Origin of the sequence: Mycobacterium sp. 1274756.6 (genome assembly GCF_001668625.1) — a bacterium.
Lineage (GTDB): Bacteria > Actinomycetota > Actinomycetes > Mycobacteriales > Mycobacteriaceae > Mycobacterium.
On sequence record NZ_LZLJ01000096.1, the window covers coordinates 69,413 to 83,539 of the forward strand.

The following is a 14,127-nucleotide window of genomic DNA, read 5'->3' on the forward strand; positions in this document are numbered from 1 at the left end:
GTTAGGGTGCGGACATGCCGTCCCGTGACCATGGCGACCCGGGCGACGCCCCGTCGGTGCCGCCGCCGCTGACCGATCTGGACAACCCGGCCCGGCCGTCGGCCGCCGAGGAGGCCCGCACCGTCGCCGCCGCCACCAACACCGGCACGCTGGCGACCCTCACCGGCGACGGCGACCCGTGGGCGTCGATGGTCACCTACGGTTTGCTCGGCGGGGACCCGGTGCTGTGCGTGTCCACGATGGCCGAGCACGGCCGCAACCTGCGGCACGATCAGCGGGCGAGCATCGCGGCGGTGGCGCCGTCGGCGGGCGGTGATCCGCTGGCGTCGAGCCGGGTCACCCTGGCCGGGGTCGTGGAGCAGCCCGCCGGTGAGGTGGCGGACGCGGCCCGGGCGGCGCATCTGGCGGCGGTGCCCGCCGCGAAGTACTACATTGACTACAGCGACTTCTCGCTGTGGGTGCTGCGGGTGCAGCGGGTGCGCTGGGTGGGCGGCTACGGCCGGATGGACTCGGCGAGCGGCGCGGACTACGCCGCCGCGTCGCCCGACCCGGTCTCCCCGCACGCGGCGCGTGCGATCGCCCACCTCAACGACGACCACGCCGATTCGCTGCTGGCGATGGCGCGCCGGCTCGGCGGCTTCCCGGACAGCACCGCAGCGCTGTGCACCGGCGCCGACCGGTACGGGCTGGACCTGAAGGTCAGCACGCCGCGCGGGGTGGCCTACACCCGGGTCGGCTATGCCGAGCCGCTCGATGGCATCGACGAGTTACGCGCGGCGGCGACGGCGTTGGCGCGCCGGGCGGAAGGCTAGTTCCGCTCCGGGTGCGGGGTCTCCGGCCGCCAGGATCCCGGCAGCATCGGCGCGTCGAGCCGGTCGGTCGCCTCCTCCTCGGCCAGGGCGGTCAACCCGACCGGTGTCGCCGCGGTACGCACCGCGGTGCCGGCGAAGCCGAGCGGGCCGGCGCCGGTGTCCGAGGTCTCGGGGTGCCTCTCGACGCCGGCCGTCGCCGCGACCTCGGCGGGGATGCTGTGGTCGAGGGTGGCGTATTCGTAGCGGTAGCCGCGGTTCCGGCCGACCGAGCGGCGGCGACGACGCGCTGCGGCGTTGCGGCGCCGGGCGGCCGCGGCGGCGGCGACGGCGGCGGCCGCGCTCGGCTCCTGCTGCTCGGTGGTCTCCCCGTGCCGGATCGAGGGGCCGGCCCCGAACCCCGGCCCGGCGCCGCGCACGACGTAGGCGGCGATCTCGGGTCCGGCCGGCGGCGGGGACGCCGCACTCGGAGCGGACGCCGCGGCCGACGCGGGGGCGGCCGGCGCGGAGGCCGGCGCCGCCGCGGCCGGGGCGGGGGCCGGGCTGGAGGCGACCGCCAGCGGCTGGTCGACCGCCGGCGCGGCCGGCACCTCGACCGGTTCCTCGACGGCGACGTCGGCCGGGGTGGGGGTCACATAGGACAACCCCGCCAGCCCCAACGCGATCGGGATCGCCGCGGAGGCCGCCGGACCGAGCACCGCGGCGTACAGCGGGGTGCCCAGCACGGCGAAGACCGCGCCGTAGGCGAACAGGTACAGCAACGGCATCCAGGTGGTCAGCGCTTCGGACGGGTTGGCCGCGAAGTCGGTGATGATCTGCGCGATCGTGCCGACCGGGTCGGTCACCACCCGTTTGATCATCTGGTACATCTCCAGGAAGTGCTCGGAGCCCGACAGCCACTCCTCGATCGGGTCGTTGAACGTCAGCGCCCCACCGGACTCGGCGGCCCGGCCGGCGGCGGCGCCGTCGAGGGCGGTGGCGGAGACACCGGCATCGGGCGCGATCAGCACCATCGGCGCCGGGGTGGTCGGCGGCGCTGCGGCCAGCGCCGTCCCGGCGACGGCGTGGTAAGTGCTCATCGTCACCGCGGCCTGGATCCACATCCGCAGGTAGTCGGCTTCGGTGAGCGCGATCGGGACCGTGTTGATGCCGAAGAAGTTGGTGGCGACCAGCGTCCCGAGGGTGGTGCGGTTGGCGGCCAGTTCGCCGAGGGTGGGCATGGCCGCCAGCGCCGCGGTGTAGGCCCCGGCCGCGGTCTCCACCTGGACGGCTTGCCCGGCCGTGACCGTGGTGGCCTGGGCCAGCCAGGTCAGATACGGCAGGTGCGCGGCCTGATAGGTCTCCGCGGTGGGCCCCGACCAGACCCCGCGCGCGGCGCCCAGTTGCGCGGTGAGCTCGGCGGCGGCCGAGGAGTAGCCCGCGCTCAGCGAACGCCAGGCGCCGGCGGCGGCCAGCAGCGGACCGGGTCCGGGACCGGTGCTGAGCTGCAACGAGTGCACTTCCGGCGGCAACGCCATCCAGATGGGAGCGGTCACCATGCACCTTTCATAGGTATGCCTAACCTAATTGGACAAGATGTCAGCATAGAGCGGCCGCCGGCCGGTCTTCCGCGGGGGGTCAGTCCCCGGGGTTGCCGAGGTTCTCGAGGGCCGGCACGTCGCTGTCTTCCCTGAGGTCCCCGAGATCGAGGTGCTTCTCCGCGCAGGCCTCCCGCGCGGCGGCCGCGATGTCCGCGGCCCGCACGGTGGTCAGGTCCGCCACCGACACCGAACCGGCGGCGGCGCGGTGGCGCGCCGCCGCCCGGGAGTCGCGCAGCCGTTCGGCCCGCTCAACCACGTTGCGGGCGAACCGCCCGTTGTGCATCACGTCGACGCCGGATGTCCCGTCCGGCGCCCGATAGGACCAGAGCGTCGCGCAGTAGCGCAGCAGCGCGGCCCGGGCGTCGGCGTCGAGGACGGTGGCCCGCGGCTCGCCGTACCGGGCGGCGATCTCCACCAACTCCTCCGGTCGGTAGGAGCTGAAGCGCAGCTTGCGGTTGAACCGGCCGGCCAGGCCGGGGTTGACGGTGAGGAATTCATCGACCTGCTCCTCATACCCGGCGCCGATGAAGCAGAAGTCGAAGCGGTGCACCTCCAACGCGGTCAGCAGCTGGTTGACCGCCTCCATGCCGATCATGTCCGGCCGGCCGTCCTGGTGGCGTTCCACCAGGGAGTAGAACTCGTCCATGAACAGGATCCGGCCCAGCGAACGCTGGATCAGTTCGTTGGTTCGCGGCCCTGAGGCCCCGATGTGCTCACCGCAGAAATCGGCGCGCTTGACCTCGATGATCTCCGGGTGGCGCACGATCCCCAGCCCGGCGTAGATCTTGCCCAGCGCTTCGGCGGTGGTGGTCTTGCCGGTGCCGGGCGGGCCGACCAGCAGCATGTGGTTGGTCTGGTTGACCACCGGCAGGTCCGCGGCCAGCCGCAGGGCGCGCACCTCGATCTGGTCCTCGAGTTCGGCCACCGCCTGTTTGACCTCGGCCAGGCCCACCTGGTTGGCCAGCAGCGCTCTGCCCTCGGCGAGCAGCTCGGCTCGCCGCTGCCGGTGCTGCTCCTCGGCCCGGTCGTGCGCGCTGCGTTCGGTGGCGGGATCCCAGATGTCGGTGCGGCTGTTGATCGTCGCCTCGTCGGTGACCGCCAGGTGCACGGTCGGGTCGGCCAGCGCCCGGTTGGCCGCGTCGGTGAGCACCCCGTTGACGGTCGCTTTCGACAACCAGATGGCGGCGCGGTCCTCCTCGCCGAGTTCCCGGTGCGCCATGCCGCGCAGGTAGGCCAGGTCGGCGGCGATGAGCGGGAACTCCGTCGGGTCGATGGCCGACAGCGGCTCGCTTCCGGCGGCCGGGCCCGGACGCGCCGGGGCGGTGCTCAGCTCCACCCGGTCCACCCAGTCCAACGCGACCCGCGGCTGGCCGAGGTGGGCGGCGGCGTGGGCGGCCAGGGCGGCGGTCGCCGCGGAGACCGCGGCCATCACGATGGCCTGTGGCGGCAGCACGGTGGCCGCGATCGTGAGTACGTCGGGCCACCGGCGGGAGGCGAACATCAGGTAGGCCCGGATGTGCTGGTGCCACTGGTGGTTCTCCCAGCTGTCCAGCAGCGCCGGATCCAACAGCAGCGCGTCGGCCCGGGCGTACTGGCCGCCGTCGATGAGGGCGCCGGCCAGCGCCAGCCCGGCGTGCGAGGCCTCGGTCACCGAGATCGCCAGGTAGGGGCCGGCTTTGATCGCCGCGGCGAGGTTGGTGCCCAGCCGGGTGGTCTCGCGGTGGATGCGCGGGCCGTAGTGGTAGAGCTGTTCGAGCGCGCTCAGGGTCTCTTCGCCGGCGGCGATCCGGCCCAACCAGGCGTCGGCCATCGACGGGTCCGCCTCGGTCGCCTCACGGAACCGGTCCCGCGCCGCGGCCGGGTCCCGGGCGAACACCGCCATCGCCTGGTCGAAGCGTCTCCGGGCGGCGGCGGTGGGTGCGGACATCGGTGCCTCCGGCCTACTCGACGAGGTGCAGCACCGGGCGTCGCGCCGCGGCGTCCCCCGGTTCGGCGTAGCGGTCCTCGGCGCGGAACAGCTCCATCTGCACCCGGTGGGTCTGTCCGTCGGCGCGGACCTCGAGGGTGTCCGGCCCGGTTTGGCTGATCGCGACGTCGGCGGCCGTGCGGGCGGTGTCCGCGCCCACCACCAGCGTGGTGGCGGGCCGTGGGGCGGGGGCGACGGTGCCGTCGACGACGCTGATCGTGCTGCCCGCGGCGGGGCGGATCCGGTCGGTGACCGTCACCGCCGGCATCCGCAGGCTCGACCAGCGTCCCGCGTCGGTGGTGTGCACGGTGATGCGCTCCCCCGCCCCGGCGAGCCGCACGATCAGGCGTTTGGTCACCGCATCGTCGGCGGCGACGGTCACCCGGCTGGTGTGCACCGGGTCGTCGAAGGGCAGCAGCAGCCGACATCCGTTGTCGGTTTTGCCCAGCAGCACCCCGGAGGGGCCGACCGGGACGGCGAGCGTCGCGGGCAGGCGCCGGCGCGCGACCGGCTCCGGCGGGGTGGCGGGCCCGCACAGCGCGGCCGCCAGGGTCTGCGCCTGCAGGCCCGGCAGCGCGCGCAGCAGGGTGCTCGGCGGCGCCGACGGCGGCTGCGCGGTGCGCACCGTGACGGTGACCGCGACGGTGCGGTCGGCGAAGACGGTGAGGTTCGTGGAGACGCCGTCGACGCGCAGCGACCATGGCCGCCCGAGTCCGTCGGCGGTCAGCGGGCCGGTGTAGTCGTAGCTGCTCAGCCAGCCCGGCTCGCCGCGCAGCGCCCGCCAGCCGCGGTTGCCCACCGCGAGGGCCGAACACCCCAGGCGCAGTTCCAGTTCGGCGATGTCGGTGGCGGTGGCGGTGCGGGCCCGGATGCCGCGTTCGCGGAGGGCCGCGGCGATCCGCTGCCCGGCTGCCACCGCCGCCGCGCCCACCGATTCCCGCCAGCGCAGCGCCTCGGCGTTGGGCAGCGCCGGCAGCCGCGCGATCAGCCAGGTCTCCCGCCGGCCCGCGTACGGCGGCGTGCCGAGCAGGGTGTCGTACAGCGCCGGGTAGTTGCCGCTGGTTCCCCGGCGGGCGCCGGTGCTGACCAGGCTGAGCGAAGCGAGCCGCAGCCCGAGGCTCTGGCGCAACAGCGGCGGCAGCGCCGCGACGTCGAGGGTGTTGTCGGTGGCGGCGGCCGCCGACCCGGTGAACCGGGTGGGCCGGTGGGCGCGCCCCAGCACCTGGACGGCGACGGCCGCGACCCCGTCCTGGTAGCGGACGCCCGCACCGGAGCGGTCGTTGGTGGCGGTGACCGGCGCCGGCCGGTCGAACGGCCGGTTGCGTCGCCACCAGAGCAGCCCCCAGGACCACGGCGGGCGCCCCCAGCACGGGAGCACGCCGACCACCAAACCGACCGCCAGCCCGGCGGCACCGCCCACCGTTCCGGCGGCCGCCCAGCCCGCGCCGGTCGTGGCGAGGGTGGCCGCGGTGACCGCGATCGCCGTCGGCGGGGTCATCGGGTCCGCCTGAGTCGGGTGAGCAGCCCCGCGCCCGCGGTGCCGGCGGCCACGGCGGCGGCGAACAACAGCGCGACGGTGCGGGCGCGCCGGTCCGGTGGCGGTGGCGGCGGCTCCGGCAGCACCAGCCGGGTTTGCGCGTCGGGGGCCAGCCGCGGCCCGTCGGGAACGGCGAAGGTCAACGCCGCCACCGGGTCCACCACCCCGTAGCCGACCCGGTTGTCCACCCCGCGCGGCGGGTTGTGCGCGGTCTGCCGGATCCGGTTGATCACCTGGTGCGCCGAGAGGTCGGGGTAGCGGGCGCGCACCAGCGCCGCGACCCCGCTGACGTACGCGGCCGAGAAGCTCGTGCCCCAGAACGGCATGGTCTTCTCGCCGGGCCGCACCGGCGGGTAGGCGTTGACCGGTCCGGCGGTCTCCGGGGAGAGCCCCATGATCCCGACGCCGGGCGCCGCGACCGCCACCCACGGCCCGGTGAGGCTTCGGGTGATCGGTGCCCCGGTGTTGTCCACCGCGCCCACCGACAGCACGTAGTCGGCGAACCACGACGGCGACGAGATCGTCTTGACCTGATGCCAGTCACGCGGGTCGGCGGGGTCGAGCGGATCGAAGTACGGGTTCTGCGCGCAGTCGTCTTCGCCGTCGTTGCCCGCCGCGGTGACGATGACGGCGTCGCGGACGGTCGCCGCGTACCAGAGCGCCGCGCCCAGCGCGCCCTGGTCGAGCGGGTCGGCCGCCGCGGTGCAGGAGGTGACGCTGATGTTGATCACCTTGGCGCCCAGGTTGGCGGCGTGCACGACGGCGCTGGCCAGCGTCGCGACCGTGCCGGCTTTCCGGCGGGCCTCCAGGTCGCCGGGCTGGGGATGTTCGGGCTCGTAGGCCCGCGATGACTGCCGGATCGCGATGATCACGGCGTGCGGGGCCACCCCGGCCACGCCGTCGGGCGCCCCGGGTGGTGGCGGCGGCACCTCGGGGTCGTCGGGGTCGTCGAGGCCGGCCTGGCCCGGCCCGCTCGCGGGCTGGGCGGGCGGCGGTGGCTCGGGCGGTGGAGGCTCGCCCGGCGGCGGGGCCGGCACGGTCGCGGTGATCGACACCGGCGTCAACCCCAGCCCGCGGGTGCCGGTGATCGGCGGCGGCGACTACATCATGGGCGGCGACGGCCTCAGCGACTGCGACGCCCACGGCACCGTGGTCGCCGCCCTCATCGCCGCCGCACCCCAGGGGATCGCGATGCCGGCCCCGATGCCGGCCACACCCGCCTTCCCGCCGCCGATCACCGGCACCCGCGGGCTGGGGTTGACGCCGGTGTCGATCACCGCGACCGGGACGCCGTTGCCGGTCGAGTAGCGCCAGGCCGCGGCGAGCCCCAGCATCGTGAATCCGGGCGCGGTGCGGGTGATGTCGGGGTCGGCGACGGTGATGGCCCGGGCGCAGATGTTGCTTTGCCGCATCGGCTGCTCGGGGCCGGGAGTTCCGTCGGCGGGGACGCGGGCGGGGTCGACGCGCGGCGGCGGGATCGCCGCGGCCTGCGGTGCGGTGGCCGACGCGCCGATCACCAGGACGGCCAGCGCTGCGGCACCGACGCCGTGTCCCCGGCTCATCGCATCCGCACCCAGGTGAACAGCCCGGAGATCCAGGCGGCCAGCGGCAGGGCGATGACGATGGCCACCAGTTCGGCCCATTCGACGGCCATCCGCACCAGCGGGGTGAACGTGGTGGCCGGCACCAGCATCGCCGCGAGCAGGCCGGCGGCGGCGAAGCCGAACAGCGCGACCACGCCGGCCAGCAGCGCCGGACCCGCGGTCGGCGGCTGGGCGAGGACGTACTTGGCAATCGCGGCGCAGACGGCGCCCGCCGCCCCGCACACCAGGGCGACGGCCTGCGGGCGGGCGGCGAACGCCCGGGCCCGGCTGAGGAAGATGACGACGAACAGGGCGGCCAGCACGGTCGGTGCGGTCGACCGGCCCGGGGTGAGGGTGGCCCAGACCGCGACCGGCAGCGCCAGCGCCGCGCCGATGCAGATGCCGGTGAGCGCGCTGTGGGCCCGGATCGCCAGTTCGGCGATGTGGGCGCCGCGGGGCGTGGCGGCGGGATCGTCGTCGGCGGCCGGGTGGTCGGCCGGGTGGTCGAGGTCGACGGGGCTGACCGCGTCGCTCGGCAGCCCCGCGCGGTGGTGGAACAGGTCGCGGCCGGTGATCGAGCCGAACTGCGGCGGCCGGATGCGGGCCGTCCACAGCGTGATCGTCGGGGCGAACGTGAGCAACAGCAGCAGCCCGACCAGCGCGCCCATCCCCAGCCAGGGCCCCGGGACGGGCTGCCACATCCGTACGGCGGCCACCGCGCCGACGAGCGCGGCGCCGGTGATCACCGCCGTCGCCGCGGTGCGCTGCCAGCGGGCCGCGGCCGGGGCCAGCCACGCTCCCACCACGATCGCGAGCGCCCCGATGAAGACGTGGGGTGCGCCCAGATCGCCGGGTGCGGCGACGGCTGCTCCGCACGCCAGCAGTGGCACCGCCGCCCAGCCGAGCCCGGCGACCAGGTCGTGCTGTTCCGGCCGCTGCCGCCGGGTGCCGAGCGCCGCGCCCGCCGCCAGCAGTCCCGGGACTCCGGCGGCCAGCGCCGGGATCGGCACCGCCCCGGCGCTGCGCGCCCGCAGCGCCAGCCCGATCGTCACCGCGACGGCGGCGGCCAGCATCGCCAGCGCGGTGTGCACGGCGGTCTGCGCGCTGACCGGCGCGAAAAGCCGTTGGCCGATCCGCGCCAGCCCGGTGGAGAGCGACTCGTAGTGCGGTTCGAAGGACTCGCCGGGTTCGGCCACCGCCAGGACCAGCGTGGTGCCGTCCTCGATGCCGAGTTCGTCCAGGGCTCGCGCGCAGTCCAGCCGGGTGCCGTCGGCCTTGTGCAGCCGGTAGCCGACATCGGCGTCCAGCCCGGTGTGGCCGCGGCGTTTGAGTTCGTCGTCGACGAGTTCGACCACGTCGTCGATGAACATCTCCACCGGCACCGCCGCGGGCAGCACCTGCGAGACGAGGTGCGGGCCGCACACCACCGCGACCGCGCAGCGGGTCGGGGTGGGCGCGGCGGTCATCAGGGTCGCCTGTCGGCGTCGGGAACGTACTTGTCGGCGACCGCGGCGGTGATCTCGTAGAGGCGCAGGCGGGTGGCCTTGTTGAGTTCGTGGCGGGTGTCGATGATGCCGCCCTTGGCCAGGTGCGGGTCGTAGGGCAGGAACTCCACCGTCGCCCCGGATTGGGCGAACCGTTCACTGAGATAGCGCCGGGTGTCCCGGTCGTAGCGGTTGCGGTTGTCGTTGAGCACGACGGTGCTCTGGGCCACCAGCTCGTGGTGTCCCAGCGCGCGCAGCAGATCGATGGCGCGGGTCACCGGCAGCGCGGTGTCGGCGGTGAGGCCGGAGACGAACACCAGGGTGTCGCAACCGGCCAGCACCGCGGCCATGACGGGGTGCTCGAGGTCGTCGGCGGTGTCGACCAGGATGACGGTGTGGGTGCGGCGCAGCCGGGACAACACCCCCTCGAACATCGCCGGCTCCAGCGGCCGGGGTTGGTCCGAGGACTGGTTGCCTGCCAGCACGTCCAGGCCGATATCGTTCTGGCCCAGGTGTTCTCGAATGTCGGCGTAGCCGTGGACGTCACCGTCGTTGAGGACGGCGGCATAGTCGCCGGGCGGGTTCTCGTCGATCCGGCCGGCCAGGGTGTTGAAACCGGGGGCCGCGTCGATGGCGACGACGTTCTCCGGTCGGCATTCCCGGAACACGCCGCCCAGGCACGCGGTGACCGTGGTCTTGCCGACCCCGCCCTTGCCCGCGACGACGCCGATCACGTACTGCCGGCGGATATGTCGGCGGATCCGGTCCCGCAGCTCACGGTAGTGGCGTTCGGTTCGGGATTCGCCGGGGTTGAGGGTGTGGGCGCTGAGGATGTGGACCGTCTTGCGCCAGCCGGCGTGCGGCGGGATCCGCCGGGGCGCCACCAGATCGGAGATCCGCACCGTGTTCGATACGGATTCCAGCGTCGCGGCGTGCTGGTCGCTCGGCTCTACCGATGTCAATGCCACTTTGCGCGGGGTTGTCATGAGATCTCGCCTATCTGTCGTGGCCGTGTGTCACACGGCTTTTCGGTGGCAGTGCCATCCGTTCGGGGCGGGTAGCCGCCGCAGCATCCGGCCGAGGGCGGCGGAGACGGCGCTCGGTGTTCCCGGCGCGATGACGGCCCAGCGCCGGCCGTCGAGCACCGCCTGTTCGACGCAGAGGCGGCCTTCGTCGGTGTCGATGATCGTGACCGCCGCCGGGTCGACGTGGGTGCGGGCGGGCCCCGTGCCGTCGATGCCGGACTGCAACGCGACCAGCGACGCCTGCGTGGAGCGCTGCGGGTCGGCGGCGGCGATCACCAACCGGATCTGGTCGCCATCCAGCCGGTGCCCGGCCAGCGCGGCCCGCAACGCGGGCAGGCTGCCTGCGGAGCGCAGCGCCTCGAGGGGCACGGTGATCGGGCGCAGCGGCGCCGGCGGTGCAGTGCCGCAGATCCGCTCGACCTGGGCGGCGACGATCGCCTCGGCGCCGGTGCGCTCGACGGTCTGGCCCACCCCGCTGAGTGCGACGAGGTCGCCGCGGCGCTCGAGCACCGCCCACCACCGCGCGTAGCGGGCCAGCAACACCTTCAGCGGTACCGATTCGGCGCCGGTGCGGACGGCGGCGAACAGCGCGATGTCACGCCGGGCCAGCACCGTCAGCCACTCGGTGACCGGGGCGGTGACGGCGCCGGTCGCATCGACGACGCCGGCCGACCGCAACTCGGCGATGACCGGATGGCGCAGCGCGGTTGCGGCGGTCTCCAGGCGCGGCAGCAGCGGCCGCAGGCCGAGCTCGGGGCTGAGAACCTCGATGCCCGTCAGCGCCTGCAGCGCCCAGAGTCCGTCGACGGTGGTGGTCAACACGTCGCCGCCTCCCGGGACCGGACCGGTGCGGGGTCCGATCCGGGTGGGCGTCAGGTGAAGAAGGTCGTTCCGAGCTGGTCGGTTTCGTGGGCGCTGTGCCCGGTGTGGTTGATCAGCTGGCCGTGGGTGGCCATCGTCTCGATGAGGTCGGCGAGCGAGCTGATCACCGCGGATTGCCGCTCAGCGAAGGCGGTGTGCGCATTGCCGAGGAAGAACTCGGCGATCCGGTTGGTCTGGCTGACGACGCTCTGCAGGTCCTGGTCGAGCACGCCGGCCTGCTGTCCGACCGAGGAGGCCAGTCCGAAGACAACACCGTAGTTGTAGGTGATCTGGTTGGTCATGGTCTTTCACCTTCGGGTCCACACCGTGGCCGGTGCCGGTCAGACGCTCGCCGGAGCGTCGGGGACGAAGGCCGCGAAGTTGTGAGCGGCTTCCAGTTCGTGATGTTGCATCAGGGCGGCGACCTTGCCGAGGCCGTGCGCCAGACCGGTCCCGGCGGTGAGCAGTTTGGTCATGTCATGCTGGATCCGGATCGCGGTCGAGTACGAGGCGTTGAATCCGTCCCCGGAGTAGCCGGGGGCGGCGTCCTCATGCTCGGCCAGGTAGCGGTTGGCCGCCGTCTGCGCGTCGACCAGAGCGGTCTCGATGGCCCGTTGCGCTTCGAGCATCATCTCCGGTGTGACGATGACGCCGCCCCCGGACGGTACGTCTGACATCTGAACCTCCCTTGCTCGGCGCACCCCGGCGGGGTCCGTGCAAAGAAGTGTAGGCCTGCTGTGACGTATGTCACTTCACCGCCTGCGCCTTGTTCAAAAACTTTGGTTTCACGTGTAACACGGTGCACAGCACCATCATTCGCAACCGGGATAGGCGGCTCTCCGGGGCCTTCGGGGCTCCGGCGCGTTCACCGGTCGCGGTCGATGACAATGCGGGCCTGCGCGACGGCCCCGTCGGCGCCCGCCGACTGCTCCCGCGCCGTCGGTCGGGCCAGCGGCGCACCGCCGACCACCGGGGCGCCGACGACCCCGCGGCCGGATTCGGTCGGCGCGGTGGCGGTGGTGACCGGCTCGGCCTTCAGGCCGATGGGCCGACCGGCGTTCTCCGCGGTGAAACTGCTCGTCGGTTGGGTGTAGCGGGTGGCGCCCAGCGGGTAGCCACCGACCGCGCCCGGCAGCGGCGCGCCGCGAGTGCCTTCGGCCAGACCGCCCGGTTCCGGCGATGTCCCCGCCGCGGCCGGAACGGCGGCCGCCGGCGACGCGGTGGCGGTCGGGAACATCCCACCGCTGAGGGTGCCGAAGACACCCGTCAACGACTGCGCCGGGCTCGCCGCGGCCTGCGCGAATTGCGCCGGCACCTCGGCGACGCCTTGGAGGGGTTGGACCATGCCGACGGCGAGCTGGGGCAACTGCCCGACCGCCGAACCGATCCCGCCGGCACCGTCGCCCACCTGGGCGCCCGGCGCGGCAAGCCCGGCAGCGGGACCGAAGTCGTCGGCCACCGTGGTGGCAGCCGTTTCGGCCAGCGTCTCACCGGCGGCGGCGGGTGCGCCCGGCGACGCGGCCGGCAGCGCGGGCGGGGGCGGCAGCGCCAGCGCGGCGGTGAGCGCGCCGAGCACGCCGGCGTAGGCAGTGGCGATCCCGGAGTTGTGCGGGTAGTGCTCGCCGAAGTATTCGGTGTCCAGGGCGACGATCGCCGGGGTGTTGAAGCCCAGCAGGTTCGTGGCGGTCAGCACCGACCACTCGTCGCGGTTGGCTTGGCAGACCACCGACGGCACCACCGTCGACGCCGCGACGGTGTAGGCCTCGACGGCGGCCTGGGTCACCGCGATCTTGTGGGTGATCCACCCGATCAGGGTCTGCAGTCCGGCGTTGAGCCCGGTGACCGCGGTCGCCGACGCCGTTCCGCCCAGCCCGATCCACTGGGTCGACGTGGCCGCGGTGTTGGCCGCGGATACCCCCGTCATCAGCTCGTGGTTGACGGCTTCGGTGAGCCACACGACCTGGTTGGCCAAGGTCGCCGCCGGTCCGGGCCCCACCTCGAAGGTGGCCGCGATGATCTCGGGCGGTCCCAGCCACCGCGGGTCGAGCACGGCGGGCGTCCGGCGTTAGAGGGTGAGGCGGGCGGCGCTGGCGAGTTCGCCCACCAGATAGGTGGCGGCGGCCAGGTTCTGGGCGCCCGAGAAGGCGTACCGCTGGCCGACGTGTTCGGCGGCTACCCCCAGGTAGGCGCCGCCGGCGGCGCTGAGCGCGGCGGCGAAGGCGGCGGAATCCGCGTCGGCGGCCAACGGGGCCACCGCCACCAGCGCCGCGGCGCCGCCTGCGGTGGTGGCGGCCATCTCGCCGCTGATGACCGCTTCGACGAGGGCCGATCCGCCGACAGCGGCGGTGTTCACATCCAGTAGCGACATGGTCCGCCTCCCCAGATCGCGTCCGTCGTGCGGACCCGCGGAACCCTCTGAGTTTAGGACCGCCCGGGCGGCGCTGTCGATACCGCGCGGGAAGTTATTCGGGACGTTATCCGGTGTCGCCGAGCGTCACTCGGCGTTGGGGTCGGCGCCCGGGGCGCGCACCACCATCGGCACCGCCGGGAAGTAGGCCGCCATCTCCGACCGTGACTTGCGCAGGGCGGCGGTTCCGTAGCCGCGTTTGCGCATCTCGGGTCGGATCCAGATGCGGACGTTGACCTCACCGCCGGTGAGCTCGCCGAACACCATCCCGACCTTCTGGTCCCCTTCCACGGCGACAAACCAGGCGGATTCCTCGTCGTTGCCGCGGGCCATGGCCGCGCGGATCTCTTCGTCGATCTCGGTGGGCGGGCCACCCGAACCGTCACCGGCGGCGCCGACGTCGGCGGTGCGCTCCTCGAAGATGTCCCGGTCGGACTTGCCGGCGAACGGCCGCAGTTCCAGGGTGTCGCCCGAGCTGGCCGGCCGGTCCGCGAGGGTGAAGCTGAGCTGGCTGTTCAGGTCGTCCAACTCCGCGGCGATCCGCTTGCGGGCGTCCTTGGTGATCCGGTCGAAGGACAGCCCGATCACCGCTTCGCTGCCCGCTCGCGAGGTGCCGAGCAGTTTCCCGACCGCCTCGACGGCGGCGGCGCGGTCCTCGGCTTCGACGATCACGTCGAGCACTTCGTGACGACGGTTGAGCGCACTGAGCAGGGCGTCGGCAATCTCACGGCGGGCGGCCGTCTGGTCGAGGTCAGTCATGCCATCGAGCGTAGAACAGCCGCGCGGGATCTGCCGGGGGCTTTCGGCATCTGTGCAGCTGCGGGCCGGCGGCCCGGCCACCGAGCGGGAACCCAGGCGCGCGTTCGAGGCCGAAC

Annotated in this window: 12 protein-coding genes and 1 pseudogene; 1 reads left to right on the forward strand and 12 read right to left on the reverse strand. The window is 73.9% G+C overall.

Annotated elements, in window-relative coordinates; genetic code table 11:
- Positions 1-14: 14 nt before the first annotated feature.
- Entirely contained in the window at positions 15-812 is a 798-nt protein-coding gene (locus A5643_RS17275; protein WP_066858509.1) for a HugZ family pyridoxamine 5'-phosphate oxidase, read from the forward strand.
- Here A5643_RS17275 and A5643_RS17280 read toward each other — a convergent pair.
- The 12 genes and pseudogenes from A5643_RS17280 to A5643_RS17335 form a co-directional block, all read right to left on the reverse strand.
- Positions 809-2,344 carry a PPE family protein gene (locus tag A5643_RS17280; RefSeq protein WP_066858624.1) on the reverse strand — a complete coding sequence of 512 codons (1,536 nt, stop codon included), beginning with the start codon at positions 2,342-2,344 and terminating at the stop codon, positions 809-811. The two genes, A5643_RS17275 and A5643_RS17280, sit on opposite strands and share 4 nt — an antisense overlap.
- An 82-nt stretch (positions 2,345-2,426) precedes the next feature.
- Complete coding sequence (gene eccA, locus A5643_RS17285) at positions 2,427-4,316, reverse strand: type VII secretion AAA-ATPase EccA (RefSeq protein ID WP_197497764.1); 1,890 nt, start codon at positions 4,314-4,316, stop codon at positions 2,427-2,429.
- A gap of 13 nt (positions 4,317-4,329) precedes the next feature.
- On the reverse strand, positions 4,330-5,853 hold the full coding sequence (eccE, locus tag A5643_RS17290) for a type VII secretion protein EccE (RefSeq protein WP_066858512.1): 1,524 nt from the start codon (positions 5,851-5,853) through the stop codon (positions 4,330-4,332).
- Positions 5,850-7,454 (reverse strand): annotated as a pseudogene (locus A5643_RS18810) (S8 family serine peptidase). The gene eccE and the pseudogene A5643_RS18810 overlap by 4 nt, the downstream one beginning before the upstream one ends.
- On the reverse strand, positions 7,451-8,941 hold the full coding sequence (gene eccD / locus A5643_RS17300) for a type VII secretion integral membrane protein EccD (protein WP_082949038.1): 1,491 nt from the start codon (positions 8,939-8,941) through the stop codon (positions 7,451-7,453). Before eccD ends, A5643_RS18810 begins: the two are co-directional and overlap by 4 nt.
- Positions 8,941-9,945: a MinD/ParA family ATP-binding protein gene (locus tag A5643_RS17305; protein WP_082949039.1), complete on the reverse strand. Its 1,005-nt coding sequence runs from the start codon at positions 9,943-9,945 to the stop codon at positions 8,941-8,943. Before A5643_RS17305 ends, eccD begins: the two co-directional genes overlap by 1 nt.
- A gap of 30 nt (positions 9,946-9,975) precedes the next feature.
- A complete protein-coding gene (locus A5643_RS17310) occupies positions 9,976-10,806 on the reverse strand; it encodes an ESX secretion-associated protein EspG (RefSeq protein WP_066858518.1) in 831 nt (276 codons plus the stop codon).
- Between the two features lie 50 nt (positions 10,807-10,856).
- Positions 10,857-11,147 (reverse strand): WXG100 family type VII secretion target, encoded by a 291-nt coding sequence (locus A5643_RS17315; RefSeq protein ID WP_066858521.1) that lies wholly within the window; start codon positions 11,145-11,147, stop codon positions 10,857-10,859.
- A gap of 39 nt (positions 11,148-11,186) precedes the next feature.
- Positions 11,187-11,522: a hypothetical protein gene (locus A5643_RS17320; protein ID WP_066858524.1), complete on the reverse strand. Its 336-nt coding sequence runs from the start codon at positions 11,520-11,522 to the stop codon at positions 11,187-11,189.
- Positions 11,523-11,710: 188 nt separating this feature from the next.
- The gene (locus A5643_RS17325; protein WP_066858526.1) at positions 11,711-12,895 is read right to left on the reverse strand and encodes a PPE domain-containing protein; all 1,185 of its coding nucleotides are present in this window, start codon (positions 12,893-12,895) and stop codon (positions 11,711-11,713) included.
- 15 nt (positions 12,896-12,910) lie between these two features.
- Positions 12,911-13,213, reverse strand: coding sequence for a PE domain-containing protein (locus A5643_RS17330; RefSeq protein WP_066858529.1), 303 nt, complete (start codon positions 13,211-13,213; stop codon positions 12,911-12,913).
- 126 nt (positions 13,214-13,339) lie between these two features.
- Positions 13,340-14,011, reverse strand: coding sequence for a GNAT family N-acetyltransferase (locus A5643_RS17335; RefSeq protein ID WP_066858532.1), 672 nt, complete (start codon positions 14,009-14,011; stop codon positions 13,340-13,342).
- Between the last annotated feature and the right edge of the window lie 116 nt (positions 14,012-14,127).

Bases quoted from the DNA above. Each gene is read 5' to 3' on its own strand.
- A5643_RS17275 (WP_066858509.1), top strand. From the start codon at position 15: ATGCCGTCCCGTGACCATGGCGACCCGGGCGACGCCCCGTCGGTGCCG.
- eccA (WP_197497764.1), bottom strand. From the start codon at position 4,316: ATGTCCGCACCCACCGCCGCCGCCCGGAGACGCTTCGACCAGGCGATG.
- eccE (WP_066858512.1), bottom strand. From the start codon at position 5,853: ATGACCCCGCCGACGGCGATCGCGGTCACCGCGGCCACCCTCGCCACG.
- eccD (WP_082949038.1), bottom strand. From the start codon at position 8,941: ATGACCGCCGCGCCCACCCCGACCCGCTGCGCGGTCGCGGTGGTGTGC.
- A5643_RS17305 (WP_082949039.1), bottom strand. From the start codon at position 9,945: ATGACAACCCCGCGCAAAGTGGCATTGACATCGGTAGAGCCGAGCGAC.
- A5643_RS17315 (WP_066858521.1), bottom strand. From the start codon at position 11,147: ATGACCAACCAGATCACCTACAACTACGGTGTTGTCTTCGGACTGGCC.
- A5643_RS17320 (WP_066858524.1), bottom strand. From the start codon at position 11,522: ATGTCAGACGTACCGTCCGGGGGCGGCGTCATCGTCACACCGGAGATG.
- A5643_RS17330 (WP_066858529.1), bottom strand. From the start codon at position 13,213: ATGTCGCTACTGGATGTGAACACCGCCGCTGTCGGCGGATCGGCCCTC.
- A5643_RS17335 (WP_066858532.1), bottom strand. From the start codon at position 14,011: ATGACTGACCTCGACCAGACGGCCGCCCGCCGTGAGATTGCCGACGCC.